At 64.5% G+C, this 25,523-nt stretch carries 26 protein-coding genes; 13 read left to right on the top strand and 13 right to left on the bottom strand.

Annotation, left to right across the window (positions count from 1 at the left end; all coding sequences use genetic code 11):
- Positions 1-254: 254 nt before the first annotated feature.
- Together C3E77_RS14885 and C3E77_RS14880 are read left to right on the top strand one after the other, a co-directional pair.
- Positions 255-578: a nuclear transport factor 2 family protein gene (locus C3E77_RS14885; protein WP_162925039.1), complete on the top strand. Its 324-nt coding sequence runs from the start codon at positions 255-257 to the stop codon at positions 576-578.
- Between the two features lie 109 nt (positions 579-687).
- A complete protein-coding gene (locus C3E77_RS14880) occupies positions 688-2,154 on the top strand; it encodes a flotillin family protein (RefSeq protein ID WP_108392752.1) in 1,467 nt (488 codons plus the stop codon).
- 160 nt (positions 2,155-2,314) lie between these two features.
- Here the strand turns inward: C3E77_RS14880 and C3E77_RS14875 are convergent, their stop codons facing one another.
- Positions 2,315-3,427, bottom strand: coding sequence for a hypothetical protein (locus C3E77_RS14875; protein ID WP_108392750.1), 1,113 nt, complete (start codon positions 3,425-3,427; stop codon positions 2,315-2,317).
- A 154-nt stretch (positions 3,428-3,581) separates the two neighbouring features.
- Between C3E77_RS14875 and C3E77_RS14870 the strand changes: the two genes are divergently transcribed.
- Positions 3,582-4,535: an L-lactate dehydrogenase gene (locus C3E77_RS14870; protein ID WP_108392748.1), complete on the top strand. Its 954-nt coding sequence runs from the start codon at positions 3,582-3,584 to the stop codon at positions 4,533-4,535.
- Between the two features lie 268 nt (positions 4,536-4,803).
- Here the strand turns inward: C3E77_RS14870 and C3E77_RS14865 are convergent, their stop codons facing one another.
- Positions 4,804-5,721, bottom strand: a complete 918-nt coding sequence (locus tag C3E77_RS14865; RefSeq protein WP_108392746.1) for an NADP-dependent oxidoreductase — start codon at positions 5,719-5,721, stop codon at positions 4,804-4,806.
- Between the two features lie 115 nt (positions 5,722-5,836).
- On the opposite strand from C3E77_RS14865, the gene C3E77_RS14860 reads away from it, so the two are divergent.
- Entirely contained in the window at positions 5,837-7,099 is a 1,263-nt protein-coding gene (locus C3E77_RS14860) for an MFS transporter (protein ID WP_108392744.1), read from the top strand.
- Positions 7,100-7,387: 288 nt separating this feature from the next.
- Entirely contained in the window at positions 7,388-7,864 is a 477-nt protein-coding gene (locus tag C3E77_RS14855) for a VOC family protein (protein ID WP_108392742.1), read from the top strand.
- A gap of 166 nt (positions 7,865-8,030) precedes the next feature.
- Here C3E77_RS14855 and C3E77_RS14850 read toward each other — a convergent pair whose 3' ends face one another.
- The 4 genes from C3E77_RS14850 to C3E77_RS14835 all read right to left on the bottom strand — a co-directional run bounded on the left by C3E77_RS14850 (position 8,031) and on the right by C3E77_RS14835 (position 11,957).
- A complete protein-coding gene (locus tag C3E77_RS14850) occupies positions 8,031-9,842 on the bottom strand; it encodes a YhgE/Pip family protein (protein ID WP_108392740.1) in 1,812 nt (603 codons plus the stop codon).
- Positions 9,839-10,585, bottom strand: a complete 747-nt coding sequence (locus C3E77_RS14845) for a P-loop NTPase family protein (protein ID WP_198412166.1) — start codon at positions 10,583-10,585, stop codon at positions 9,839-9,841. Before C3E77_RS14845 ends, C3E77_RS14850 begins: the two co-directional genes overlap by 4 nt.
- A 179-nt stretch (positions 10,586-10,764) precedes the next feature.
- Positions 10,765-11,532, bottom strand: a complete 768-nt coding sequence (locus tag C3E77_RS14840) for an SDR family NAD(P)-dependent oxidoreductase (RefSeq protein WP_108392738.1) — start codon at positions 11,530-11,532, stop codon at positions 10,765-10,767.
- Positions 11,529-11,957 carry a nitroreductase/quinone reductase family protein gene (locus C3E77_RS14835; protein ID WP_234031232.1) on the bottom strand — a complete coding sequence of 143 codons (429 nt, stop codon included), beginning with the start codon at positions 11,955-11,957 and terminating at the stop codon, positions 11,529-11,531. The genes C3E77_RS14840 and C3E77_RS14835 overlap by 4 nt, the downstream gene beginning before the upstream one ends.
- A 69-nt stretch (positions 11,958-12,026) precedes the next feature.
- Between C3E77_RS14835 and C3E77_RS14830 the strand changes: the two genes are divergently transcribed.
- Complete coding sequence (locus C3E77_RS14830) at positions 12,027-12,584, top strand: TetR/AcrR family transcriptional regulator (protein ID WP_198412165.1); 558 nt, start codon at positions 12,027-12,029, stop codon at positions 12,582-12,584.
- A 17-nt stretch (positions 12,585-12,601) separates the two neighbouring features.
- Here the strand turns inward: C3E77_RS14830 and C3E77_RS14825 are convergent, their stop codons facing one another.
- Together C3E77_RS14825 and C3E77_RS14820 are read right to left on the bottom strand one after the other, a co-directional pair.
- Positions 12,602-12,901: an SHOCT domain-containing protein gene (locus C3E77_RS14825; protein WP_108392732.1), complete on the bottom strand. Its 300-nt coding sequence runs from the start codon at positions 12,899-12,901 to the stop codon at positions 12,602-12,604.
- Positions 12,902-13,122: 221 nt separating this feature from the next.
- Entirely contained in the window at positions 13,123-14,160 is a 1,038-nt protein-coding gene (locus C3E77_RS14820; protein ID WP_108392730.1) for an NAD(P)-dependent alcohol dehydrogenase, read from the bottom strand.
- A gap of 94 nt (positions 14,161-14,254) precedes the next feature.
- Here C3E77_RS14820 and C3E77_RS14815 point away from each other — a divergent pair, with 94 nt between their 5' ends.
- From C3E77_RS14815 to C3E77_RS14800, 4 genes are all read left to right on the top strand, one after another.
- Positions 14,255-14,860 (top strand): TetR/AcrR family transcriptional regulator, encoded by a 606-nt coding sequence (locus tag C3E77_RS14815; RefSeq protein ID WP_108392728.1) that lies wholly within the window; start codon positions 14,255-14,257, stop codon positions 14,858-14,860.
- 217 nt (positions 14,861-15,077) lie between these two features.
- On the top strand, positions 15,078-16,223 hold the full coding sequence (locus C3E77_RS15825) for a DNA cytosine methyltransferase (RefSeq protein WP_108392726.1): 1,146 nt from the start codon (positions 15,078-15,080) through the stop codon (positions 16,221-16,223).
- A complete protein-coding gene (locus C3E77_RS14805) occupies positions 16,223-17,305 on the top strand; it encodes a DNA cytosine methyltransferase (protein WP_198412163.1) in 1,083 nt (360 codons plus the stop codon). Before C3E77_RS15825 ends, C3E77_RS14805 begins: the two co-directional genes overlap by 1 nt.
- Positions 17,302-18,762 (top strand): restriction endonuclease, encoded by a 1,461-nt coding sequence (locus C3E77_RS14800; protein WP_108392724.1) that lies wholly within the window; start codon positions 17,302-17,304, stop codon positions 18,760-18,762. Before C3E77_RS14805 ends, C3E77_RS14800 begins: the two co-directional genes overlap by 4 nt.
- 23 nt (positions 18,763-18,785) lie before the next feature.
- Here C3E77_RS14800 and C3E77_RS15745 read toward each other — a convergent pair whose 3' ends face one another.
- From C3E77_RS15745 to C3E77_RS14790, 3 genes are all read right to left on the bottom strand, one after another.
- On the bottom strand, positions 18,786-18,908 hold the full coding sequence (locus C3E77_RS15745; RefSeq protein ID WP_257791001.1) for a hypothetical protein: 123 nt from the start codon (positions 18,906-18,908) through the stop codon (positions 18,786-18,788).
- A gap of 179 nt (positions 18,909-19,087) precedes the next feature.
- Positions 19,088-20,374 carry a J domain-containing protein gene (locus tag C3E77_RS15850; protein ID WP_108392722.1) on the bottom strand — a complete coding sequence of 429 codons (1,287 nt, stop codon included), beginning with the start codon at positions 20,372-20,374 and terminating at the stop codon, positions 19,088-19,090.
- Positions 20,316-21,443, bottom strand: coding sequence for a prenyltransferase/squalene oxidase repeat-containing protein (locus C3E77_RS14790; RefSeq protein WP_335583235.1), 1,128 nt, complete (start codon positions 21,441-21,443; stop codon positions 20,316-20,318). The genes C3E77_RS15850 and C3E77_RS14790 overlap by 59 nt, the downstream gene beginning before the upstream one ends.
- Positions 21,444-21,528: 85 nt before the next feature.
- Here C3E77_RS14790 and C3E77_RS14785 point away from each other — a divergent pair, with 85 nt between their 5' ends.
- The 3 genes from C3E77_RS14785 (at position 21,529) to murQ (ending at position 23,719) form a co-directional block, all read left to right on the top strand.
- A complete protein-coding gene (locus C3E77_RS14785; protein WP_108392720.1) occupies positions 21,529-22,050 on the top strand; it encodes a DUF6609 family protein in 522 nt (173 codons plus the stop codon).
- Positions 22,051-22,068: 18 nt separating this feature from the next.
- A complete protein-coding gene (locus C3E77_RS14780) occupies positions 22,069-22,686 on the top strand; it encodes a GyrI-like domain-containing protein (protein WP_108392718.1) in 618 nt (205 codons plus the stop codon).
- A gap of 124 nt (positions 22,687-22,810) precedes the next feature.
- Positions 22,811-23,719, top strand: coding sequence for an N-acetylmuramic acid 6-phosphate etherase (gene murQ, locus C3E77_RS14775; protein ID WP_108392716.1), 909 nt, complete (start codon positions 22,811-22,813; stop codon positions 23,717-23,719).
- 32 nt (positions 23,720-23,751) lie between these two features.
- Here murQ and C3E77_RS14770 read toward each other — a convergent pair whose 3' ends face one another.
- Both C3E77_RS14770 and C3E77_RS14765 read right to left on the bottom strand, forming a co-directional pair.
- Positions 23,752-24,399 carry an MBL fold metallo-hydrolase gene (locus C3E77_RS14770; protein ID WP_162925038.1) on the bottom strand — a complete coding sequence of 216 codons (648 nt, stop codon included), beginning with the start codon at positions 24,397-24,399 and terminating at the stop codon, positions 23,752-23,754.
- 86 nt (positions 24,400-24,485) lie between these two features.
- Entirely contained in the window at positions 24,486-25,382 is an 897-nt protein-coding gene (locus C3E77_RS14765) for an oxidoreductase (RefSeq protein WP_108393434.1), read from the bottom strand.
- Positions 25,383-25,523 lie beyond the last annotated feature (141 nt).

The following is a 25,523-nucleotide window of genomic DNA, read 5'->3' as shown; positions in this document are numbered from 1 at the left end:
GAGGGGCACCTACCCCCTGCAGGTGCCCACTCGACCAGCTACGGTGGGCGCGAACGCTCCACCTTCTCTTTCCCCCGAAAGAGACCGGATCCGACACTGTCGGAGGACGCAATCCGCACTTCCCCCGTTGTGCGGTCCGCTTTCAACATAACCGGGATGCGCAATGCCCGCAAACTGTGTGACCTCCGGGCCAAACGGCTCTTATGAGCGGTGAGACTGCGGCGCTACGGTTGCCGAAAGCGAAAGGACCGATCATGACGAGCTCACTGCCGGAACCGGTTGCGCGACTGATTGCCGCCGCGAACGCTGGTGATTCCGAGGCCTTCATTGAGACGTTCGCCGTCGACGCCACAGTTAATGACCGCGGCAGGGTGGTCACCGGACGCGACGCAATCCGGGCATGGGCGGATGGTCATCTCCGCGGAGCCGCGGTGACCGTGGATGTCACCGCCGAGATCACCACGCGTGAGCACGCAACGGTAACCGCGACGGTAGGCCGGGGCGGCGCATCCGCTCGGGTGTATTTGAGCTTCACCGTCGCGGATGGGCTGATCAGCGATATGACGATCACCATTTGAATCCCTGACCGCCCGGCGGCGGGCAGCGCTGGAGCCCCTGACTGGTGTCTATCGCCGCGAATTGACGCGCCGCTAGGCTGGGGGCGCCGACCGAGCGCCGAGGAGAATCATGGATTTGTTCGCCCTACTGTTCAGCCCAGCCATCTTTGCCATTGTGGCTGCGATCGTGGTGGTGCTGATTCTCATCGGCTTCGTCAACAGTCGCTACAAGATCGCGCAGCCCGATGAGGCGATCATCGTCACCGGGCGTCGTGCCCGCAAGTCGGTGGGCGCCGACGGACGCACCATCACCGACCTCACCGGCCAGAAGGTGGTGCAGGGTGGCGGTGTCTTCGTCATCCCCTTCCTGCAGAAGCAGTTCTCGATGTCGCTGCGCTCGCGTGCCATCGGCATCCAGGTGGTGGCGCAGACCCGCAATGGTGTGACCATCCGCATCGAAGCCGTCGCCGTGGTGAAGGTCGGTGACAGTGATGGGGCTATCCGTTCCGCCGCCCAGCGTTTCCTGGGCCAGGACCAGCACATTGAACCGTTCACCCAGGAAGTGCTGTCGGGTTCGCTGCGCTCGTCGATCGGTAACCTCACCGTCGAGGAGATCATCCGTGACCGGGCAGGCCTTGCTGAGCAGGTCATCGAGGCCGCGCGCACGTCGCTCCTCAACCAGGGTCTCGACGTCGACACGTTCCAGATCAAGGAAATCGCCGACGACAAGGGCTACATCACCGACCTCGGTCGCCCAGAGCAGGCCCGTGTTCGCCAGGCCGCAGAGATCGCTGAATCCGTGTCCGCCCGGGCATCCGAGCAGGCCCGCATCGAGGCAGCCGAGGCCATCGCCGACGCCAACCGCGAGCTGTCGCTGAAGAACGCGTCGATCAAGAGCGAGACCGATAAGGCGCTCGCCGAGGCGGAGGCAGCAAAACCGCTCGCCGAGGCATTCGCGCAGCAGGGCATCCTGCAGCAGCGCGAGATCACCGCCCAGCGCGAGACCGCACTGCGGGAGCAGCAGCTCAACGCCGACGTGCGTAAGACAGCGGATGCCGAGTCGTACCGCATCCGCCAGATCGCCGAAGCTCACGCGGCCCAGGTGGTCGCAGAGGCGAAGGCAGACCGCGACCGCCGTATCGCCGAGGCAGAAGCAACCCGCGCGGAGGGTGAGGCTGAAGCAGCCGCCATCTTCGCCAGGGGTGAAGCCGAGGCGCGAGCCACCGAATTGCGGGTTGCCGCGCTCCGCGACGAGTCCGAGGCACTTCTGCAGCAGCGCGCCATCGAGATCCTGCCCGAGATCGCCAAGCAGCTCGCCGCTCCGTACGGTGCCATCGACAACCTCACGGTCATCTCGACGGACGGTGCTTCGCACCTGTCGAAGCAGGTCGTCGGCAACGTCACCGAGGTCACCCAGCTCCTCAAGGACTCGACGGGCATCGACCTCGCGAGCCTGCTGGGCGGGTACGTCGGTGGTCGCTCGGCGTCTACCGCCGCTGGAGCGAAGAAGGGCGTCACGGCCGAGGCGCCCGCTGCTCCCGCCTCTGCCTCCGCTGCAGCCCCGGACGCTGCCCCGGTTTCCGCCGCCGCCGAGTAGCAAGGCGGGGCGCACTCGCACCGAGATAAGGAAAAGGGCCCCGGGCAAGGACAGAATCAGTACTTTTGTCCTTATCCGGGGCCTTTTTCCTTGTGCCGCCGTGACGGCATCCGCGCGGTGTGTGCCGCTGCATCCGCTTTCTCTGCCGGATGCAGGTGGTTCAGTCCGCGAGGAGCCAGGGCACCACGAAGCCGACGACGATGATGCCGAGACCGATCCAGAGGTTGCCTCCACCCCGACGCAACCGACGGCCATCGACGGCGACACCGGGCGGCCGCGACGGTGGGGGTGCACTCACGGCCGCAGCCGCGGGGGTGCCAGGTGGAGCGGCAGCGGGTTCGAGCAACCGCTCGTCGCGCCAGTGCGTCCACTGATCGATCTTGGTCTGCAGCGCCGACACTGTGCCGAAGAGCCAGGCCCACATCTCAGGGTTCAGCGTCGAGATTCCGGGACCGGTGTAGAGAAAGAGGGTGTTGTCGACGATTTCGATGTCAAAGAGAGCGGCGTTGTCGACGAAGCGCGCCATGATGTCTGGTGAGAAGAGGTAGAGCGCGTCGCGCTCGTACCCCTCGGGGCAGTACAGCTCGAAGTAACGATCGAAATCTCCCTCGAGCGAAAGTCGCTGTTGGACCCCAAACGAGGTCGGCAGGTTCGTGCCAAGAATGGAGTTGTTGGCGGCGGCGTCGAGCACGATGTGTGGGAGCGCCGTGCCGAGTTCGATCGCGATGTAGCCCCAGCGATATGTCGTCGACCTTTTGCCGCGGCGCACCGCGTACGTGTGGTGGCCGTATTCGACGTGGGGTGACCCAACGGTGCGAAGGACGTCGGTGGAGACGCGGCCGCTGCCGACCCAGAAGATCATTCCGGGATGTTTGGGGTCGGCGACACGGGGCTGGTACGTCATGCCGTTCGCGGCCGCGAATCGGTCAAGCCGGTAACGAGTCTCCTGTTCGCGGCGCCCCGCCGCAACGGCTCGCCGAACCATGAGCACGATGGCTCCGACGATGGCCGCGAGCACCAGTGGGACGAGGATCGGCCCTGCGGGAAGGAGGGCCAGGTCGATGAACAGCGGCACGACGGTGATCAGGCAGCACACCGCAGCGAAGGCGACAACGGCCCACACGATCACGATCCACACGAACCCGGCGACAGCGGTGGGTTTGCGGCTCGCTTCCTGCGCTTTGTGGTGCTCCAGAACTCGTTGCGGGTCGACCGGTTCGATCAGCGGGGTCGGGTCAAAATCGAGGGAAGATTGAGGGGACGTCGGGCTCACGGTTACACGCTAGCGGTCGGTCGCCGTCCTTCCGTCCATCGGACGACGGCTTTCGCGACGTTGGTCCTGAACACCGTGCAGATGCCGTTCACCGGCCGACGGCATCCGTTCGCTGTTCTCTATCTATCGTCGGCGATCTCGCCATAATGGGGCTATGAGCCCAGTGCGAAACACCAAACTCTCGATCATCGGTGCGGGGAGTGTGGGATCGTCTCTCGCCTTTGCCGCGCTCATCCGCGGCTCGGCGAGGGAGGTCGTGCTCTACGACCTCAATGCGTCGAGGGTTGACGCCGAGGTGCTCGACCTCGCACACGGCAGGCAGTTCGTCGGTGCGAGCCGCATCACTGGTGGCGCCGACATCGAACTCGTCGCCGATTCCGACGTCGTGGTGATCACCGCCGGGGCCAAGCAGAAGCCGGGCCAGACGAGGCTCGACCTCGCGGCGACGAACGCCCGTATTCTCGAGGACCTCATGCCCCGGCTCGTCGAGCTCGCGCCGCACGCCGTGTTCGTGCTCGTGACGAACCCGTGCGACGTGCTCACTGTTGTCGCCGAGCGGGCAGTCGACCTGCCCGCCGGCCGCATCTTCTCCTCCGGCACCGTGCTCGACTCTGCCCGACTGCGCTGGCTCCTGGCCGAGGCCGCGGATGTCGCGCCCCAGAGCGTCCACGCCCTCATCATGGGCGAGCACGGTGACAGCGAGTTCCCGATCTGGTCGGATGCCACGATCGGACAGACCCCGCTGCGCGACTGGACGGATGAGTCCGGCACGCGCCTGTTCCCGCGCGAACGGCTCGAGTCGCTCACCTCGGATGTGGTGCACGCCGCGTACAAAATCATCGAGGGCAAGGGTGCGACCAACTACGCTATCGGCCTTTCGGGTGCGCGCATCGTTGAGGCAGTGCTGCAGAACGAGCGGGCGATCCTCCCGGTGTCGAGCCTCTTGACCGACTACCGCGGCATCAGCGGCGTGGCACTCAGCGTGCCGTCGATCGTGGGTTCGCAGGGCGTGATTCGCACGCTCGATGTGCCGATTGACGAGGTCGAGGTCGATCTCCTGCACCGGTCGGCGGAGGAGCTTCGCGGGTCACTCGCCCACGTGCTGTAGTCGGGCGGCGGCCCGCTCTCGGTGCCGAGATAAGGACAACGGCGCCAGAGAAGGACAGAACCGCCGGTTTGGTCCTTATCCGGGCATTGTTTCCTTATCTCGGGCCCACGGCATCCGTTCGCGCGTGCTGCTGTGCCCAGCGGATGCCGTCGGCCGAGTCCGTAGCGCAGGAGATCGCACGGTTATCAGGATGCTTTCGCGACCCTGGTCCTGATAAACGTGCGATCTCCTGTTAAACGTTCGCGCCCGCGACCCCTACTCGGCGCCCCTAGTCGGTGACGACGATGAGCTTGCCGCGCACGTGGCCGCGCTCGAGCTCCTCGTAGGCTTCGGCGGCACGCTCGAGCGGGTAGATGCCGCTCACCGGGAACTCGAGTTCGCCATTCGCGACCAGTTCAGCCACGCGGGCTAGGTCCTCGGTTCTGGCCTGGGCACCGCCGATGTGGGATGCGCCGCGGTCGGCGGGCCCCCACACGGCGATGGTGTTGATGCGCTCGATCGGGATGCCGAGCTCGAGAGCCGCGTCGATGGTGTCAGGTCCGTGGTTGTCGAGCGCCGCCGTGTAGCCCTGCGGTGCTGCCTCGCGCAGTCGCTCCACGACTCCGTCGCCGTAGGCAACGGGGATCGCGCCGAGTGAGCGCACGAACTCGTGGTTCGACTCGCTCGCCGTGCCGACAACCGTCGCACCCTTGCGCTTCGCGAGCTGAACGGCAAGCACACCGACACCACCCGCGGCGGCGCTGATCAGTACGGTGTCGGCATCCGTCAGCCCGAACGCCTCGACGGTGGCCCACGCGGTACGTCCGACAACGGTGAGCCCGGCGGCCTGCTCGAAGCTGAGGTCGGCCGGCTTGTGCACGATGGTGGCGTCTTCGGTGGTGACCAGGAAGTCGGCCATCGCGTAGTTACGGGCGCCGCCGAGCACCTCGTCGCCGACGGCGAAGCGGGTGACGCCCTCGCCGATCTGTTCGACGACGCCTGAGTAGTCGTTGGCGACGCCGGAGGGCAGCGTTGCCCCGTAGGTCTCGGCGGCGGGACCCCGGAAAATCTTGAAGTCGACAGGGTTGAGACCGACGGCCTTCACCCGCACAACGATCTCGCCCGGCCCTGCGGTCGGCTTGTCGACGGTGATGAGTTTCAGGACCTCTGGCCCGCCGAACTCTGTGTACTGAAGAAATCGAGGCATGCGTCCTGCTTCCGTTAATCGTTCGTGCGTTACTGAAGTGTTACGCGCGCGCTGTCCGAATTGTTCCCATTTGCGGCGGTTTGTCACGGTGCATTCCGGCGGCGAAGTGGGGAGAATGGATGCCGTGACCACAGCCACCGTCGACCTCATCGCCCTGCAAAAACGCACTGTGTGGGTGCTCGTCGCCGGGCAGATCCTCGGTGGTCTCGGCATCGGTGCGACCCTCTCCATCGGGTCGGTGCTCGCGACGGAGGTCGGCGGGTCGGAGGCCTGGGCCGGCACTGCCGCGACGTTGAGCACGCTCGGTGCGGCCGCTGCGGCGATTCCCCTCGGCCGGCTCACCCGCCGCTACGGCAGGCGAATCTCCCTCTCGCTCGGCACCCTCACCGCCCTGTTCGGTGCGGTGGTCACCGTGCTCTCCGCCGCGATGGATTTCTTCCCGCTCATGCTGCTCGGCTTCGCCATGCTCGGCGCGGGCGCCGCTGTCGGGTTGCAGTCGCGGTTCGCCGCTACCGACGTCGCCGACCCGCGCCACCGTGGCCGCGACCTCTCGATCGTCGTGTGGTCGGCGACCATCGGCTCGGTCATCGGACCGAACCTGTTCGGCCCCGGCGAGGTGATTGCCGAGTGGTTCGGGATGCCGCCCCTCACCGGGTCCTTCGTCATCGCGGTCGTCGCCCAGTTCGCCGCCGTGTGCGTCTATGCCTTCGCACTACGGCCAGACCCGTACCTCGTCAGCCAGGAACTCGCGGCTGCCCAGCCCGATCACGACACCGCCGTAGCCGAGAACACCTCGGGCGGTGTCACACGCAACCGCTCACTCGTCTTCATGACGATCGGCATCCTCGGCCTCAGCCACGCGATCATGGTCTCGGTGATGTCGATGACGCCGGTTCACCTCGTGCACCACGGAACCTCGCTGGCCGGCGTCGGCCTGACGCTGAGCCTGCACATCGGCGGCATGTTCGCGCTGTCGCCGGTGTTTGGCTGGCTCAGCGACCGCGTTGGCCGGTTCCCGATCATCCTCACCGGGCAGGCATTGTTCGTGGTTGCGCTCGCCACCGTGGCGTTCGGTGACGAGTCCATGACCCTGGTCACCGTCGGCCTCATCTTCCTCGGCCTGGGCTGGAGTGCATCGACGGTCGCGGCATCCGCTCTGCTCGGTGACCTCGTGACCGGCGCCGCCCGACCCGTTATTCAGGGCCGAAGCGACCTCGTCATGAACCTGGCGGGTGCAGCGGGCGCTGCCTCAGCCGGTCCTGCTCTCGCGCTGGTCGGGTACCCCGGCCTCGCCGCCTCAGCGGGAGTGCTCGTTGCGGCGATCGTCGTTGCGGTCCTGGTGGTCGGGCTGCCGGCCTCCCGCGTGCGCGCAGCCTGAGTCGCTCAGCCGCGCGCACAGGCCCACTGGCATCCTGTTTTCAGGTAATCGCACGATTGACAGGTGACTTTTGGCGATCCCGTCCTGATAATCGTGCGATCTCCTGACGAGCCGTCGACGCGGTCGGTGACGGATGCCGTTGGCACGGTTGCGCGCCCAAAGCGGGTGTACGGCGGGGACGGGTCTGAGTAGCATGGGCGCCGCATGCCGCCGCTGCACGCCCCCGCCCGTCCCACGTCCCCGCGGCATCCGTACAGTCAACGCGGCACCCGTACGAAGGAGTACCCCATGCAACGCATCACACCGTGCCTGTGGTTCGACGACCAGGCCGAGGAAGCCGCACGGTTTTACGTGTCGGTGTTTCCCAACTCCGAGATCGTGCACGTGTCTCGTTATGGCGAGGGCGCACCGATGCCCGCAGGGACGGTGCTCGTCGTGCTGTTCCGGCTCGACGGTGTCGACTTCCAGGCACTCAACGGCGGACCGGCGTTCACCTTCAGCGAGGCCGTCTCGTTCTACGTCAACGCCGACGACCAGGCCGAGATCGACCGGCTCTGGGACACCCTCATCGCCGACGGCGGCCAGCCCAGCCAGTGTGGCTGGCTCAAAGACAAGTACGGGCTCTCCTGGCAGATCGTGCCGCCCGTGCTCAACGAAATGCTCGAGGATCCCGACGTGGAGAAGGCCCGGCGGGTGATGCAGTCGATGCTCGGCATGTCCAAGCTCGACATCGCCGCGTTGCAGGCCGCATACCGCGGCGACTGAACCGCGGCAACTGAGCCGGTCACCGCCCCGAGATAAGGAAATAGCGCCCACACAAGGACGGAAGCCGGCATCCGGTCCTTATCTCGGCCCGTTGTCCTTCTGCCGGCGCGATCCAGGTCGCCGCAACCCAAGTCGCCACCGGCCCCGGCCACAGCCGCAGCACCACTCACTGCAGGATGCTCGGCTGCAGGTCGGTCAGCGTGCGGTGGTGCGTCTGCCGCGTGACCCCGATCACCGTGGCCACGATCCCGATCGAGAACCACAGCGCGAGCACGGACAGGTCCGCGCCGACACGACCGATATCACCGCCGTACATCAGCTGTCGGAGCGCATCCACCACATAGCTCATCGGGAATATATGGTGGATGAACGCGAGCGGTGCAGGCAGGGTCTGCCACGGGAACGTGCCACCCGCGGTCACGAGCTGCAGCACCATCATGACGAGTCCGATGAATTGCCCCACCGCGCTTAGCCACACGTTGAGCGCCAGAATGATCGCCGTATAGGTGAGGGATGCCGCGACCAGGACCCCGAAGGTCGCCAGCGGGTTCGCAAATTGGAAGCGAAGCGCGAGTGAGAGCACCCCGAATAGTCCGAGCATCTGCAGCGCACCGAGCATCGCGGGTGTCGCCCAGCCGGCAAGGGTCACGCGGAACGGGGAATGCAGTGCGGTGACGGCACGACGCGAGATCGGTTTGACGATGAGGAAGAGTGCGTAGATGCCGATCCACGCCGCGAGTGCGGCGAAGAACGGGGCGAGGCCGGCGCCATAGTTCTGCGCCGGTGCGATGGCCTTGGTGTCGATCGACACGGGTGTGCCGAGCGTCGACGCTTGCGCCTGCCGGGTGTCCTCGGTGTCGTCGGGCAGTTGTGCAACACCGTTCTCGAGTCCCGTCTTGAGTTCGTTGGCGCCGTTGGTGAGTTCGGCCAGGCCACTGTTGAGCGTGGCTGTTCCATTCCGCAGGGTAACGGCGCCATTGGCTGCAGTCGCCGCGCCCGCCGCGAGCTCCGCGCTTCCGGAAGCGACCTCCTGCGCACCCGAGTTGAGGCGATTGATCTGCGATACGGCGGTTTGCACGCGCTGGTCGACCCGGGTCAGGCCCGTGCCGATCGGCTGGAGTCGAGCGAGAACCGCGTCGATCGTCGCCTGGTCGAGCCCTTCGGCGGCGAGGACCTGGGAGATATCGGTCCGAACCTGTGGGAGTGCAGCAACTACGTCGTTCGCTGCCGTCCCCACGCGCCGTGCGATGTCGTCGATCTCCTGCGTGCCACCGGCGACCTCGGCCGCGCCAGCGGCAAGCGTCGCCGACCCGCTCCGCAGGGTCTCCAGTCCCGTTGCCAGTTCGGTCGAACCCGACACAAGCTCTCCGGCGCCCGATTGCGCCGTCGCCAGCCCGTTGGCGAGCTGCGTCGCCCCGGTGGCGGCCTCGCTCAACTGGCTGCGGATGGTGCTCAGTGCATTGAGCAGGGTGAGTCCTGCCTCCGCGACGACCTTCGCGGTCACCTCGGTTTGGATCTTCTCAATCGCCTGGTTGCCGATGGTGGTGGCGAGGTAGTTGTTGGCGTCGTCGGTCCGCAGGATCAGCTCCGCCTTCTTCGGGTCGCTCGAGTTGATGGACGCGACAGCTTCGGAGAACCCAGCCGGGATTTCGATGACGAAGTCGTAGTCGCCGTTCTCGAGGCCGGATGTGGCGGCATCCGCTTCGACCTGCGAGAGGTCGAAGGTCTTCTCCTTCACGAGCGCGTCGGCGACCTCCGTGCCGAGGTTGCGTTCGGTGCCATTGATCTCGGCACCGGTGTCTTCGACCACGAGCGCGACGGGAATCTCCGAGAGCCGGCCGTACGGGTCCTGGTTCGCCCACAGGTACAGGCCGCCGTAGAGGATGGGCACGATCAGCAGGGCCATCAGTGCGAGCGCTTGCATCGGCGTCGAGACCAGTCGCCGCAGCTCGGCGAGAATCATCTGCGGGATCTTCATGACTGCCCCTCAATCGCTTTTCGTGATCGCCGGTCGTGCCCTTCCACCTCCGGCAATGGCGTACCGCCGCTCTGCGCCCAGGCGCCCGCGCGTTCCTCGAGCATGCCCAGGGCGCGGAGATCTCCCTCCGCCTTCCCGATCTGTCTGATGTCGTGCTCGTGCTGGATCGTCCACTCGGATGCCCGGCCAGCGATCATCAGGACGGCGAAGTCGCGCGAGGCGAAGTCCTGCGCGAGGCGCCACCACACGAGCGGGTGGCCGCCGTGGCGGTCCGGTGACACCACGACGAGGCCGGTGACCCCGGACCGCAGCACGGCCAGCTCACACAGCGCGCGGAGCCGGGCTTCGGGTGGCACGTCCGAGATCGGGGTGGTGGCGAGCTCTTTCATGCCGTAACTGGCGAGCCAGCGCCTCGCCGCGATGGGGTTCGAGTGGTGACCCGCGAACATCAGTTGCTCCGCGACGACGCCGGCGAACAGCACGTTGGAGTCGGGGTCGGAGACGTCGGGTGCGTCGACGAGCGCGATGCGTCGCCGCATGAGCGCGCGGTTCGCTTCACCGTCGATCGTGACGGTTCCGGCATCCGGTCGCATTCGTCCCGAAGCGAGCAAGCCGAGGACCGTTGGACGCTGCTCGGTCTCGGCGGCGGCGAGAATCGCCTCCCCGGTCTCGAAGGAGAGGGAGGTTAGAGGCAGCGCCCTGCCCTTGCGACCCTTGGACACGTCCCGCAGCTCGACACGCATCAGGCATCCTGAGTGGGTGCCCGGTGGGCATGCTGCACCGGCGGTCGAGTGGTCACGCCCTCAGCGTAGGAAGCTGCCGGGCGATGTCAATTATCTTTGGTCCTGTGGGCGGAAGGCCGCGCGGTGCCCAACCCCTGTCCCTGTGCACCCCGGTGTTCTGGCTATCTGCCCGCAGAGTTCTAGAGGAGGGCGCCGCCGGAAACCTCGATGCGTTCGGCCGTCATCCAGCGCAGTTCGCTCGACGCGAGGGCGGTGATGGCATCCGCGATCTCGTCGGGCTGGCCGACGCGGCCGAGCGCGGTGTTGTCGGCCAGGTGGCTGCGCAGGTTGTGGTCGTCGCGCATGGCACCGCCGTTGAAGTCGGTGGCCGTCGGGCCGGGGGCAATGCTGTTGATGCGGATGCCGCGGGGCCCGAGTTCCACGGCGAGGCTGCGGGTGATGGCCTCCACTGCCGTCTTCGACGCCGCGTAGAGCGAGGTTCCGGGGCTGACGTGGCGGGTGAGCGAGGTGGATACGTTGATGATGCGACCGCCGTCGGCGACGTGGGGTGCCAGCGCCTGGATGAGGAAGAAGGTGCCGCGCACGTTCGTTCCGAAGAGGGCGTCGAACTGGTCGACCGTGGCGTCTTCGAGTACGCCGAACAGCCCGATCCCGGCATTGTTCACCAGCACGTCGATGACGGAACGCCCCCACCGTTCCTCGATGTCGCGCCGCAGCGAGGCCGTGAAGTCGGCGAAGGAGGCGACATCCGCCAGGTCGAGTCGCGTGGCGATGGCATCTCCGCCTGCGGCGCGGATCTCCTCCACGACGCGGGATGCCTCGTCGGCGTCACCCCGATAGGTGAGCACCACGGCGAAGTCCCGTTGGGAGAGGGCGAGGGCGGTCGCTCGGCCCAGGCCCCGGTTGCCTCCGGTGACGACGGCAATTCGAGGGGTGTTCTCGATCATTTGGTATCTCCTTCAAGGAACTCCACGCTGATGAGCGGACTTCCCTTCATCCATTCGTCGAGGGGTGCGACCGGCTGCGGGATGCGGGCCGGGTTCCATGGTTGATTGAGGTCGGCAATGATGGACGAGAACACGGCCTCCCGCTGAGCGCGGTCGAGCACCGGTGTGCCCACGGCCCGCAGGTCGGCCCGCACTCCGTGCTTGAGATGGAAGGTGAACTCCGGGTTCGCCACGATGTTCACGTACCAGCTGCGCGTCGCCGGCGTCGTGGAGAGGTAGATGTGCCCGTCGACCCGGAAGAACCACACCTCGATGCGCCGCGGCCTGCCGGTGCGCCTGCCGGTGGTGGTGATGTCGATCGTGCGCTCCCGAGCGCTCGACGCAGGGGTGATGGCCAGTGCCCGTTCGATTCTCGGTTCCATCATGCTCCTAAGTAAGTATCCATTTACTTATAAGCTAGACGCGGGATGAGGGCGTGTCAAGGACGGCACTGAATGAGCGGAGTGGGCATGGCGCAGCGAGACGCGGAGGCGACCCGGGCGCGGATTCTCGCGGCAGCAGTGACGGAGTTCGCGGTGCACGGCTATTCGGGCGGCAGGGTCGACCGCATCGCGAAGGATGCCGAGAGCAATGTGCGCATGATCTACGCCTACTTCGGCAATAAGAGTGGCCTGTTCGACGCGGCGCTGACCGACGCCATCGTGCGGATGGCGGAAGAAGTACCCCCTCAGCCGTCCGATCTACCGACCTGGGTCGGCGACCTCTTCGATTTCCATCAGCGTCGGCCCGAGGTGCTGCGCATCTCCCTCTGGGCTCAGCTCGAACGACCCGAGGCTGCCTCCGAGCCGCTCGAGACGTATCTGGCCAAAGTGGAATCGGTGCAGCAAAAGGCGTCGCCAGCCATTGGCGCCGTCGACCTCCTCGTCATCATCTACGCCGTCGCCCAGGCCTGGCAGCTCGCGCCGATCGGCCTCCTGGCGGCCGACGCGCGGGCCAGCAGTGAGACGAGGCGGGCCGCCGCGGTCGAAGCGGTCACCCGTATGCTCGCCTGACCTCAGGCGCAGTACATCTAGTTCCCGCGGATGATCTCCGCGCGTGCTGACGCATGCTCATCGGCGCTGATGACGTTTCGGGCGTGCAGCTCATCGAGCTTCGCCAACCGCTGCTCGGTGGACTGGGCCGGGCGCATGACATCGCTGTCCAGAACGCGGTTTGCGAGGTCAGCGTGCAGTGTCAACGGGTCGTGACCGGCATCCTTCACCTTGCGTGCATTTTTGACACTCATCACGACGATGAGGATCACGGCGATCACGATAATGGCGGCCACGATGCCGAAGATGATCGGGAAGAAATCGAACTGCGGACCCACGTTTGTCCTCTCGTTGGCGAGTGTCCAGCTTGGCAACGGCGGCAGATCGAGTCAACAGCACGGGCGTCGCCCGGACACAAAAGTGCCGGTCAGAGGTGAACTCTGACCGGCACTGTGGCGTTGAATGACCGCGGGGCGTTCTCGTAAGAGTGCACCGTCACGTCCGTTTTTGTCAGTGTCGTCGGTAGGCCTGCGCCACAGGCCTGCCGCTGACCGCCGGGTTACGGAACCAGGATGGCCCGGCCGGGAACGATGCCGGCCTCGAGGTCGGCGAAGGCCTGGATGCCGTCTTCGAGCGAGTACTGCTTGGTTTCGACGGAGATCTTGCCGAGTTTGGCGAGCTCGATCACCTGGCGCTGGTCGGAGCGGGTGCCGCCGTAGGAGCGGCGGACGTCGACGCCCCACGGGATGGTGCTCGTGAGCGAGTCTGCGGCGTAGGTGAAGGAGCCGCCACCGAGACCGACGAAGCGGAGGGCGCCGTCGGGGGCGATGATCTTCGTTGCGAGGTCGACCGTCGGCTGCACGCCGACGAAGTCGAAGACGGCATCCGCTCCGTATCCGTCGGTGAGGGCGAGGACCTTCGCGGCGGTGTCGGCGTCGCTCAGGAACGTCTCGTCTGCGCCGTGCTCGCGGGCGATCTCGAGCTTCTGTTCGCTGGAGTCGATGGCGATGATGCGGGCGCCGGTGGTGGCCTTGAGGATCTGGAGGCCCATGTGGCCGAGTCCGCCGACACCGGTGACGGCGACGGTTGAGCCCGGGGTGAGGCGGTGGCGGGCGCCGTTGATGGCGTGCATCGGGGTGAGGCCAGCGTCGGCGAGGGGTCCGGCAGTGACCGGGTCGAGGTCGCCGAGCGGTTCGAGGTAGCGTGCCTTGACCTTGATGTACTCAGCCATTCCGCCGTCTGGGCCGAGGCCGGGGCAGGGAGGCATGGCGTCGCGGCCGCCGGCGTTGATGCAGACGTTGTCGCGGCCTTCGATGCAGGGGCGGCACACGCCGCAGGCCCAGACCAGGTAGACCAGCACGGCTTCACCCTCGGCGAGGCCGGTGACGTCGTTGCCCAGTTTGGCAACGTGGCCAGCGGTTTCGTGGCCGAGTGTCATGTTGGGCAGGGGCCACTCGGGCGAATGGAGGACGTGGACGTCGGAGTGGCAGAGGCCGGCTCCGGCCACCTTCACGAGGACTTCGTCCGGACCGATCTGGGGAACCGGCACATCCCGTACTTCCAGGACGCCGGCTGACACGATTTGCAAAGCGCGCATATTGCTCTTTCTCTTCTGTACTGGCGGCCGTCTTTGGCCGTCACCTTCACAATAGGGCAGATGCCCTATAGATCGTGGGACATAGAATCGCTGGGTGACCGATGACGCTGTTGACCCACGCCAGCGTCGTACTCGCGCCCGGCTGCATGAGGTCATTCATGAGCTCGCGGCGTCGACGCCGTTCGACAGCATCACGATGTCCGATATTGCCCGGCGTGCCGGTGTGAAGCGTGACACCGTGTATCGGCACGCGGGTAGTGCTGTTGCCCTCCTGGTGCAGGCACTCGAGGCAGAGGTTGAGGAGCTGGTGCAGCACACCTCGCAGCTCCCGGCGGTGTCCGAGACCGGGGAGAGTGTCTTTGCCGGCCCCGAGGTCTCCATGTTCGAGCATGTCGCCTCGCACGCGGATATCTACCGCAATGCCCTGTCGTCGCAGGTGAGCAGTCCGGTTCGGGACATGCTGATCCGGTCGAGTGCGCGGGCGTTGACGGCGCACCTGGAGCGGCATCCGGAGATCGCGCCGCTCGTCGATGGGCGAACGGCCACAGAAGCAGAGAAGCGGATGTTTGTGGCCTTTGCCGCGTCGGGTACCTTTGGTGCGGTGCAGGCCTGGTTGAACGAGGGCGACCTCAGTGACCTGGATGCGGCAGCTGCGGCGACTCTGGCGGCGGCGCCGGAGTGGTGGATGGGGCGGCGGTAGGGGCACGCTTCGTCGAGGCAGACAGGGAGCTGGTTCCTGCCAGCATTCAAGGCGTCTTGCGCCGGAGGGAGTGGTTCCTCGCCACCGTAATGCTTCCCTCAGGACATCCGGCGGTAGCGGCGGTGTGGGAAGCAATCCGTGAGCCGTGGTGCAGGTACCTTTGACCAAGCACCTCGTGCTCCGGTGTCAGGGGCCGGCTATAGGTTCGTAACATCAAATGGGAAGACAGGAAAGGTGCGTTGTGCAAAACACGTTGCCGGTAATAGACCTCTTTGCGGGCGCTGGGGGGCTTGGTCTTGGCGCACAGAAAGCTGGCCCAGATCTGAGGTTGTCGGTTGATAATGACGCGTTCTCCTGCGAGACAATGCGCATGAATCCCGAGCTCCACTCCGGCGCGGTACTCCACGCGGACGTCACACAGTTAAAAGGGAGCGACCTTCTGGTAAAGGCTGGTCTAACGCACGGGGACGAACTCGTAGTAATCGGTGGCGCGCCGTGCCAGCCCTTCAGCAAGGCTGCTTATTGGATAGACAAAGGTGACGAGGCAGCATATCGCCGCGCTCGTTCCCGCGGGGAGGAGGCGTTGAAGCCCACCGAGACGCCGGTGGCAAGGCCTGACAGTCGCCGGACCTTAGTTCACGAGTTCTGGCGTTTGGTTGAAGAAACTGCAGCTTCCGCGTTCGTTTTCGAGAACGTTCCCAGTATTTTGCACCCTCGCAACAAGCATGTGTTTGAAGCGCTCCGTGCCGATGCGGAGGCAGCGGGATACAGGACCCGCACTGTAGTCGCGACGGCAACAGACTACGGTGCTGCGCAATCTCGTCAGCGTGTCTTTCTCCTTGGGTCCCTGACTTCGGAACCAGAACTTCCTCCGCCTACGCACGCGAAAGATCCCGCAGACGGCGAACAAAAATGGTTGACGGCGGGTGATGCCATCGGGCATTTAGACGGACCACAGTTCGCCGAAGAGGGCGAGTTTATTGAGGGTCGCTGGGCTGAACACTTGCGTGAGGTCCCGCCGGGCATGAATTACAAGCATCACACTGCCTGGGCGGGGCATCCCCAGCCGACATTTGAGACAGAGACTCGCTATTGGAACTTTCTTCTGAAACTATCCCCGGAGAGGCCGTCTTGGACGATTCCCGCGAGCCCGGGACCTTGGACGGGTCCGTTCCATTGGACGGGTCGACGCTTGCGAATTGCTGAGCTAGCGGCTCTACAAGCTTTCCCCGCGGGTTACCAGTTTGCGGGGCCGCGGCGCGAGAAAGTCCGACAGATTGGTAACGCTGTGCCTTCAGTGATGGCCGAGCACATGGTCAAGTCCGTGTTGGGTACACTCGCCTGTCAGCGAAAGGCGGCCTAGTGAATAATCTGAAGGCCGTTAGCCTCTTCTCCGGGTGCGGAGGCCTTGATTTGGGGTTTCGTAACGCCGGTTTCGACATCGTCATGGGGGTCGACAACGACCCATTCTCGGCGAAGAGCCACGCGATCAATTTTCCTTCATCTGGTTTTTTCGAGGGGAGTATCGCAGACTTTACGCGCGAACGCGCCGAGGCTCTCGTTGGCCCGGGTGCTCTGGATAACGTGGACTTATTGATTGGCGGCCCACCGTGCCCGCCGTTCTCGAAGAGTCGCTTTTATCGGACCGACAAACCCCGCGCTATGAGCGACCCCGTCGGCGAAGTCACGATTTCGGGCTACCTCGAAACCCTTAAATGGCTGAGACCCAAAGCGTTCCTGCTTGAGAACGTTGCGGGCATGGCCTTTAAGGTGCACAAAGAAACGTTGGATCACATACTCGAGACAGCAGCTGACTTGGGTTACACCTGCACGGCACGAGTGCTCAATGCCGCTGACTTTGGCGTCCCTCAAATCCGGCAACGCTTCTTCATTGTTGGGACCCTTGACGGATCAGATTTTACCTGGCCTGAGGCGACGCATGCCGATCCCAGTATCGCCGACAAGACTGGGCTTCCTGCCTGGCGAACAGCTGGTTCAGCGATTTCGGATCTGGATACAGAAGAAAACGCCAACGATGCGGGGCACGTAGCAGGCGGAAAGCACCGCGAGTTGCTCGAACAGATTCCACCGGGTGATAACTACCTTTTTCTGACTGCGAAACGGGGGCATCCAACCCCCCACTTCGAATGGCGAAAGCGGTATTGGTCCTTCCTTCTGAAATTGAGCCCGGATATGCCCTCCTGGACAATCCAGGCGCGTCGCTCCAACAACATGGGTCCACTTCATTGGCGCAACCGCATTTTGCGGATTGAGGAAGTGAAGCGTCTCCAGACTTTTCCAGACGAGTGGTATCTAGAGGGGAAGCTCGACCAGCAGTGGCGGCAGGTTGGCAATGCGGTCCCCCCACTGCTCGCCGAGTCTTTGGCCATCCAGGTCGCTGCGTTGCTTCGCCTCGGTTCCCGAGATGATCGGCTTGTCGCGTGATCAACGACTTGCGGGTGGCCGACATGAAGTTGCCCGCTGCAAATGAATTCACACCGGGTCAACTTGGGGGAGTGCAGTCCTTGTTCACCCTGCTTGACCTCATCGAGGCCCAGATGGGTGACCGGGATGCAGTCGTTGAAACAATTAGACAGAAGTGGTTTTCCGATTCTGCGAGTTCTCGGAACGACATCAAAGAGCGCAGGGAACAACAATCGAAACGGGCTGCGAACGTCATCTCTGGGATGCGGCAATATGGCTTGATCACGGAGTCGAAAAACCCGTTGGTACTCACCGACCTGGGTAGGGCGATCTTCAACGAGAAGGGGTCAAGCGATGACGGGATTAAACTGCTGACAACATTCTTATTGCGTGAACGCCATGGAATCGAGTTGCTTGAAATTGCGAAAGGTATTCGTAACCGCGATGGAGCCGTAAGCAAAAAGGCCGTTGATCTTGAACTCCGCGTGCGCGGTTACAGTGTGTCGACGAACAGTTCGTACTCGGGAAAGCTCCGACAGTGGTTGGAGCCGTCGGGGGTGGTTGACAATAACTGGGTAGTCAACGACGACATCTTCGTGGAACTGAGCGGTGTCTCTTCCGAAGGAATCTCGTCGTGGCGTTCTCTCACTTTCCCTCAACGCGCCGCCCTGGAGGTCCTGCGGATTAGAGCTGTCGGAAACGGGACACCCCTGCCTTCGAGCACGCTCCTTGAGATGCTGCGACAGCGCGGCGTCGAGTTCGAGGCTGGTCAAGTTCGCAAGACCATCTACGATCCCCTGGTAGCGGGAGGCTGGATTACCCATGTCGTTGGAAAAGGGGGACGCGGAGGAAAGGGTGGAAGTGTGTTGCCGACGGCGAAGACGTTGGCAATGGACGGTGATCTCGTCGACGGCCTACAGCTAGGAAACATTCCGACTGAGCTACAGGAACATATTGGCCTGCCCACGCAGGAAATTTTGAGGGACCTCGGTTCAGCAGACACCGGAACCAAAGGGATTGCGCTCGAGCTTCTCTCGCTTCGATTGGCTTCTGACATTGGTCTACTTCCTGCGGACCTACGGCTCAGAAGCAGCCAAACTGGTGGTGCCGAGGTGGATCTCGTGGCCGAGGCGGCACACCTTCACTTTTCACGCTGGTTATTTCAATGCAAGAACCAGACCGCACCTGTGGGGGTGTCGGTGCTTGCCAAAGAAATTGGTATGGCAACGCTGCTTCGCGCGCAAGTTGTAGCAATAGTAACTACGAGCACATTCTCGAAGACAGTTCGCGAGTATGCGAAGCAGGCGGCGGAGACAACTTCAATTCAGGTGATTCTGCTCGACAAGACCTCCTTGTCCGCCTATCAGGCAAGGGGCCCGAGCGCGCTGCGTGAGGAGCTACATGCACTGTCCGTGGATGCGCTCAGTTACAAGCGTGATCAGTTGTGGGAAGTCCCTAAAGAGGTACCTGCGAATTAGGCCTTCCTCTCATCGTCATCGCATTATACGGTTATGAGGTTGGCCTTGAGACGCCATTTTGTTGCTGTTGCGATCTCGTCGCAGAGGCCCGTTACACCCTTGCTGACCCTCGCCGCCTTCGTTGAGGAGCGGAAAAGAGATGTCATATCGTCATGCTATACAGCAAGGCTCCGGGTGGATCGTGAGCGTGAGGACAATACCGAGGGCTCGCCGAGGGAGTTGGGGGTCGAAGCGCGTGTATGGGCCTTCTGATTCAGCGACTCGTGCGTTGAATGATCCACGTGCCGACCGACGGCAACGTGCGCCTTGATAAGAGATCTCGCTGCTACGCCGCCCCGGTTCGCCGCACGACCCGCTCCACCAATTGGCGCATCTCCCACGGTTCTCCACGCTCGACTCCATCGACCCCGCCACCGAGAAATGGTGCGACTCGGATGACGCCGACACGCCACGCCTGGGCAGGCCATTCACCGAGCTTCGCCGGTGGTGCGTTTATCGCGGCCGGATCCACATCAACGAACAGCACGCCTGAGACTCCCGCCACTCCGATGGCTGCTGCAATCCGTCCGATGTGATCGGCATCGATTCGCTGCCGCTCCGTCAGCGGTTCCACGAGGAAAAGACCCTGCGGGCCGACGACAAGGTGCGACGCATACACCTGCGCCTCCCCGAGTTGAACGTCGTGCCAGACCGTGAATTCAGCACTGAGGGTCTTCAACGCGGTTGCTATTGCCTCCTGCGCCAGCGCCCGCTCCAGATGAGCCCGCGCGTGACTCGGCGCGATTCTCACCGAGTCTGCGGCGAATGGCGAGTGAAGGAACACCCCCGGGTCGGCCGGACGATTCGCCAGATCAACTGCGAATTGATTCTTGGCGACCGAATAGATGTGTCGGTTGCTCGACCGAACCCGTCGAACTTCAGCACGTTTCTCGCTCGTGAACAGCCTCATCGTCGCAACAATGCCTCCACAGACAAAGGCCACAGAGAGTATGTTGAGCGCGACTTGTCCCAGCACCGGGAACACCGCATATGCCGGGATGATGGGCGGATTACCCGTGGCTGCCGCGACCGCAGCGAAAGCCGCCACGATAGCAGCGATCGGCAAGAAGAGCTGCAGACAAACGGCACCCCACATGTGCAGGAACCGGTCTTGCGTGTGCCGGATCCGCGGTGGCTTGGCAGGCGCCCCTGGCGGTCGCGGTGAGAGCATCCAGTCGCGAGCGAGGTCGAGATATCTTGCCCGCGAGCTCCCACCCGGATGCCCATGTGTCGTTGCAAACGTCGGTGTCGCGTTCTCGTTGGGGCGAGGTGCGGATGTCTGCCGAGCGGCACGACGCGATGAGGTGCGCTCTCGACGTGTCGAGCCTTCTGGCGGGGCGGATGTAGAAGCTCGGGGAGCGGAAGGCTGCGGCATGTGCATGCGGTCATACTCAGCGCGACGAGCGGAGTTGCTCAGCACATCCCATGCGGTCTGGACCCGGCGGAAGCTATCGGCCGAACCTCCCACATCGGGATGGCTCGTGCGCAGCGCTCGCCGGTAGGCCAGCTTCAATTCAGCAGCAGTTGACGTGCGTGTCGCGCCGAGAACGTCGTAATGGGTCTCCCGACTCATCTGACCCCCTCGTCCGGCAGCGACACCCAAATCTAGGGTCGCTGCGGAGAACAGGGCAGGCCCCAGTGCGGGGTCCACCTGTTCGAGGTTCGAGCAGATATGAGCCCATAAGACCGAGGCAGGCGCTTAGCGAGTTCCGCTCCCCCGCCCACTCCAGCACCCGCAGCGCACGCAACGTCACCGAGCGGCTCGGCTCGCCCTCCGCCTCTAGCTCGAAGTGCGCCTTGCCCGGGTGCGGGTTCTCGAGTGACCAGCGACCGTCGGCACCGCGCTCGCTCTCGACCAGGGTGAGCGCCTCGTCCAGTCGCGGGTCCGGCGCACCCCCGGCGCCCCGGAAGTAGTCGAGACCCCGCAGCACGTCATAGAACCAGCGGGTCGGGAACGAGAAACGGGTGAAATCGGGATCGGCGACCTCTCCCGTCGACAGGCGCCAGAGCATCCGTCGTTCGAGGAGGTATTCCTCTGCCCACCGTCGTGATGCGGAGACCTCGGCTGATGCACCCGTCGACTGCTCGTGCTGCAACAGCCCCTCGAGCACAGCGATGGTCGTGTGAAACGACGACCGCGTCGACCCGAACTCGGCCTCACAGTTCCAGCCACCGTCATCCAGCTGCTCATCGAGGAGCCGGTCGACGATGCTCTGCACGGCCTCACCGAAGTAGCCGCCGATCGCGACCACTAGACCGTTGATGCACGGCTCGACCTCGCCGTCGAAGTATTTCTCGTCGTCGTGCTCCCACCTGCTGTTCTCCCGCACCAACCCGATCGCCCTCCGGGCTTCGGCGCTCGCCGGGTCGAGCCCAAGCTCACGGAGCAGAACGAGGGTGTGGTGGGTGGCGGTCCAGGGCTGGCCAGGCGCGTCCGGGTCGGTCTCCTCGGCGGGGTTGTAGGTGCCGCCATCCCATTGCCCGTCGGGGGCCTGCAGCGCGAGCAGCCGCGCACCCCACCCCTCGGTCGCGACGCGGGACCGCTCGGCGGCCACCGCCTCGGCCGGCTCGTCGAGCAGATCGCTCATCACCTGCCAGCGGATCGCGGGGTCGGAGTCGAGCAACCAGTCCGTCACGGTCATGACCGGAAGCCTAGGCCGCCCTGTGCGTCGAAAAAAGAGACAACCGTGGGTTCCGGCACGCGCAACGCGCTGTCAGACTCGGCCCGTGGACATCTTCACCAACATGCCCGAGCTCTTCCCGCTCATGCGCGGCGGCGGCGCGTTCCTCATCGCCATCGGTCTCGGAATCCTCGTCGGGGCGTTCGGCGATCGCAAGTGGCGCATCATCGCGCTGATCGCGGGCGCTGCCCTCGGCATCCTGATCATGGCCGTCGGCGGAGCGACCCGGATCATTTTCGACGAGGGCGTGCGGCCGCCGATCTGGCAGTGGATTGTGCTCGCCATTGCCTTTCTTGTCGAGGGTTACCTGGTCAGTGTTGTCGTGCGGAAGTTCCCCGACTTGGATTCCCGCCCGTTCTGGATGTGGATGCTGTTCATCGTCGGCGCCCACTTCCTCATCCTGGGCTTCAGTCACGGCCCGATCTGCGCCCTGCTGGCGATCGTCTGCATGATCAATGCCCTGATCGGCCTGCGGATGACGAGCGTCGACCTGCGCGTGTTCTGGGCGATCGACGGGGTGCTCAAGATCCTGGCGGGCGCCCTGATGGTGTGGGTCAGCTACAGCTGACACGAGCGGAGGAGCAACGTGGACAAATACGACGTCAAGGTGGCCCTCAAAGAGCTGTATTCGCCCTCGCCGAAGGACTTCTCGGTCGTCGACGTGCCGCGGATGCAGTACCTCGCGATCGACGGGCACGGCGACCCGAACACCTCACCGGAGTACGCCGCGGCGATCGAAGCGCTCTACCCCGTTGCGTACGCGCTGAAGTTCGCGAGCAAGAAAGAGCTCGGCCGTGACTTCGTCGTCGCGCCGTTGGAGGGGCTGTGGCGCGCAGACGACCCGGTGGTTTTCACCCAGCGGCAGAAAGACGCCTGGGACTGGACCATGATGATCAGCCTGCCCGACTGGATCACTGCTGAAATGACGGATGCCGCCATCACGGCAACGAAGACGAAGAAAGGCATCCCTGCGGTCGACCAACTTCGCCTACTCGACCTCACCGAGGGCACGTCGGTGCAGATCCTGCACATCGGTTCGTATGACGACGAGGCGCCTACTCTGGCCCGACTCCACCACGAGTACCTCCCGGCCAACGGCCTCACCTTCAACGGTGATCACCACGAGATCTACCTCAGTGATCCGCGCCGGACGGCACCCGAGAAGCTCAAGACGATACTGCGGCAGCCGGTTCGGTCGGCGTGAGCGCGACGACGCGCCGACGCATCCGCCCCGTACACTTTGGCTATCACGAGACCGGCGATGCTGCCGCGCGCGGCCAGCTGCCGCAGCGCGCACGGCATCCTACGCATGGAGACGCTGCCCGACGATGAGCATATTCAACGAACACCTGGCCGGCCTCGCGACCGAGTCTGTCGACTCCCGGTACAGCGACATCGACCGGATGTCCGTGGCCGAACTGGCGGCGACGATGAACGCCGCAGACGCCGAGGTCCCCGCCGCCGTCGCCCGTGCACTCCCCCAGATCGCACCAGCAATCGAAGCGGCAAGCGAACGGATGTCGCGTGGCGGCCGCCTGCTCTACGTCGGCGCCGGCACGCCAGGACGCATCGGCATCCTCGACGCGTCTGAATGCCCGCCGACCTTTGGCACCCCGCCCTCACTCGTGGTCGGAATCATCGCCGGTGGGCCATCCGCGATCGTTCACCCCGCTGAGGGTGCTGAGGACGATGAGCTGGCCGGTTCCGCTGCGATGGATGAGGCCGGAATCACACCGAACGACACGGTCATCGGTATCGCGTCGAGCGGCCGCACGCCCTACGTCATCGCTGCGGTTCGTCGCGCTGGCGAGCGTGGCGCGCTCACCGTGGGGCTGTCCTGCAACGTCGATACCCCGCTCAGCGCCGTTGCAGAGCACGCGATCGAGGTTGCCGTCGGACCGGAGGTGCTCGCGGGATCCACCCGGCTCAAGGCGGGCACCGCTCAGAAACTCGTCCTCAACATGTTCTCGACCATCGTGATGGTGCAGCAGGGCAAGACCTACGGCAACCTCATGGTCGACCTCAACCCGAGCAACCACAAGCTGCGGGAACGCGCGATCGGCATGGTTGCGGACATCGCCGGCGTGGACCGGGCTGTCGCGGCGGCGACCCTCGAATCCGCTGGCTTCAACGTCAAGATCGCTGCGGTGATGCTGCGGCTCGGCGTCGACCGCGATGCGGCCGAACAGCGGCTGACGGATGCTGGCGGCCGGCTGCGCGCGGCGCTGGGCGAGTGACCGGAGTGGGGTAGCGCCACCTGCAACGGCGGTCAGGAAAGGTTCGCCGCAGCCTTCGTCGGCGGGTTGTGCCCCGCGCAGATCCACTCGATGTTCTCGGCACGGATCATCCCACGCAACAGCTTTTCCGTCCGAAGCGCGGCCGGTTTGTCGCTGATCGTGATGGAGAAGAACTGCTTGAGGTCACCCGTCTTCGTGACGGCGACGGCATCCCCGCTGAAGAGCACGTTGTCCCAGCGAAAACCTGTGTGGCCGGGAGTGTGACCCGGGGTTGCGAACGCATGCAATCCGGGGAACACGTCGCGATCACCGGTGATCTCCGTCACAGCAGTTGGGTACTCGAGCGAGACGACGCGCTTGATGAATCGCCGGAATGCGGTGGGTGCGGCTTTGTCGCCCCGCATGAGCGCAGCATCCGTCGCGCTCATCCAGACCGGCACATCCAGCGTTGCCTGCAGGCGCTTCACGACCTGTGAGTGGTCGAAGTCGTAGTGAGTGAGCAGGATGTCGGTGACTTCGCCGGTGTGAAGCCGTGCGTCACGCAATTCGGCAACGACCTGGTCATGACCCGAGGCCATCCCCGGGTCGATGAGCGCCGTACGCCCGCCGCCCCGCACCACGTACCCGTTTGCTCCCTTCGACTTCTCGAGCTGATAGACGTTCGCGGTGATCTCGCGCATGGGCATCCCTTCCGGACTGGTCCATTAGCGCACCCGTCGGTGCCGTCGCGCAATGGGGTGAAGTGGTCGCCAACGGGCGAGATACGTCAACCTGTGACGCGGGACAGCGGGAAATTCACCCCGGTGAGCTCTTCGGAGACGGTCCACAACCGACGGGCGACCGCGTGATCTCGAGCGCGTCGTGAGCGCTCGACCAGTTCTGGTGCACCGCGCCCCTCAAGGAAGCCGCTCGGGCCGGCATAGCTGTTGCCCGGAATGTCTGACACTGCGGCGAAGAGAGTGGGAAGCGCGCCGTCGTCCTCGCTCTGGAAGAGCAACCCGGTGAGTTTTCGGGTGACCGCATCGAGTGTCGGTCGTTTGCCCGACAGCCTCACCAGATTGGTCGCAGCTGTGCCGGGGTGTGCGGCGGTCGCGATCACCGACGACGAAGCTTTCGTGAGTCGTCGTTGCAACTCGGCGGTGAAGAGCAGGTTGGCGAGCTTCGATTGTCCATATGCGGCCATGGCCCGGTAGCGCCGTCGCTCCCAGTTGAGGTCGTTGAAGTCGATCGATCCGGCCCGATGGGCGGTGGAGGACACCGTAACCACTCGCTCCCGAATCTGGGGCAGGAGCAGATTGGTCAGCGCGAAATGGCCCAGGTGGTTGGTGCCGAATTGCAGCTCAAACCCATCGGCCGTGCGGCCGAGGGGCGGAATCATCAGACCTGCGTTGTTGATGAGGAGGTCGATGGGTTCGTCAAGACTGTCGGCGAATGCGCGTATCGAGGCGAGATCGGCGAGGTCAAGGCGACGAACCTCGATGTCTCCGCTCATGGTGGCCCGAGCGTCGTTGCCCTTCGCAACGTCACGAACGGCAATAATCACTCGCGCTCCGCGAGATGCGAACGTGCGAGCGGTGGAGCGGCCGAGGCCACTGTTGGCACCGGTGACGACCACCGTGCGGCCAATCATGTCTGGAACATCCGAAACAGAAAATGGAGTCATCAGCACAATGTAGTTCCCGCTGCTCAGTGCGCTCTCAGCCATCGTGGAAGTGCAGCACCGCACACGCCTTTCGCGCGGCAGGGGTAAGCGAGATGATCGACGAGGGCGATGGCGGCCTTTCGCGAAAATATTACGGGTCGA

The sequence above is a fragment of the Mycetocola zhujimingii genome (genome assembly GCF_003065425.1).
GTDB lineage: Bacteria > Actinomycetota > Actinomycetes > Actinomycetales > Microbacteriaceae > Mycetocola_A > Mycetocola_A zhujimingii.
Note: the sequence above shows the minus strand (reverse complement) of the source record. Positions and strands in the feature narration are given on the sequence as shown.

What these genes read in the sequence shown, in the direction of transcription:
- C3E77_RS14885 (WP_162925039.1), top strand. Translation starts at nt 255, where the DNA reads ATGACGAGCTCACTGCCGGAACCGGTTGCGCGACTGATTGCCGCCGCG.
- C3E77_RS14880 (WP_108392752.1), top strand. Translation starts at nt 688, where the DNA reads ATGGATTTGTTCGCCCTACTGTTCAGCCCAGCCATCTTTGCCATTGTG.
- C3E77_RS14870 (WP_108392748.1), top strand. Translation starts at nt 3,582, where the DNA reads ATGAGCCCAGTGCGAAACACCAAACTCTCGATCATCGGTGCGGGGAGT.
- C3E77_RS14865 (WP_108392746.1), bottom strand. Translation starts at nt 5,721, where the DNA reads ATGCCTCGATTTCTTCAGTACACAGAGTTCGGCGGGCCAGAGGTCCTG.
- C3E77_RS14860 (WP_108392744.1), top strand. Translation starts at nt 5,837, where the DNA reads ATGGATGCCGTGACCACAGCCACCGTCGACCTCATCGCCCTGCAAAAA.
- C3E77_RS14855 (WP_108392742.1), top strand. Translation starts at nt 7,388, where the DNA reads ATGCAACGCATCACACCGTGCCTGTGGTTCGACGACCAGGCCGAGGAA.
- C3E77_RS14850 (WP_108392740.1), bottom strand. Translation starts at nt 9,842, where the DNA reads ATGAAGATCCCGCAGATGATTCTCGCCGAGCTGCGGCGACTGGTCTCG.
- C3E77_RS14845 (WP_198412166.1), bottom strand. Translation starts at nt 10,585, where the DNA reads ATGCGTGTCGAGCTGCGGGACGTGTCCAAGGGTCGCAAGGGCAGGGCG.
- C3E77_RS14840 (WP_108392738.1), bottom strand. Translation starts at nt 11,532, where the DNA reads ATGATCGAGAACACCCCTCGAATTGCCGTCGTCACCGGAGGCAACCGG.
- C3E77_RS14835 (WP_234031232.1), bottom strand. Translation starts at nt 11,957, where the DNA reads ATGATGGAACCGAGAATCGAACGGGCACTGGCCATCACCCCTGCGTCG.
- C3E77_RS14830 (WP_198412165.1), top strand. Translation starts at nt 12,027, where the DNA reads ATGAGCGGAGTGGGCATGGCGCAGCGAGACGCGGAGGCGACCCGGGCG.
- C3E77_RS14820 (WP_108392730.1), bottom strand. Translation starts at nt 14,160, where the DNA reads ATGCGCGCTTTGCAAATCGTGTCAGCCGGCGTCCTGGAAGTACGGGAT.
- C3E77_RS15825 (WP_108392726.1), top strand. Translation starts at nt 15,078, where the DNA reads ATGGGAAGACAGGAAAGGTGCGTTGTGCAAAACACGTTGCCGGTAATA.
- C3E77_RS15745 (WP_257791001.1), bottom strand. Translation starts at nt 18,908, where the DNA reads ATGACATCTCTTTTCCGCTCCTCAACGAAGGCGGCGAGGGTCAGCAAG.
- C3E77_RS15850 (WP_108392722.1), bottom strand. Translation starts at nt 20,374, where the DNA reads ATGAGTCGGGAGACCCATTACGACGTTCTCGGCGCGACACGCACGTCA.
- C3E77_RS14790 (WP_335583235.1), bottom strand. Translation starts at nt 21,443, where the DNA reads ATGACCGTGACGGACTGGTTGCTCGACTCCGACCCCGCGATCCGCTGG.
- murQ (WP_108392716.1), top strand. Translation starts at nt 22,811, where the DNA reads ATGAGCATATTCAACGAACACCTGGCCGGCCTCGCGACCGAGTCTGTC.
- C3E77_RS14770 (WP_162925038.1), bottom strand. Translation starts at nt 24,399, where the DNA reads ATGCGCGAGATCACCGCGAACGTCTATCAGCTCGAGAAGTCGAAGGGA.
- C3E77_RS14765 (WP_108393434.1), bottom strand. Translation starts at nt 25,382, where the DNA reads ATGACTCCATTTTCTGTTTCGGATGTTCCAGACATGATTGGCCGCACG.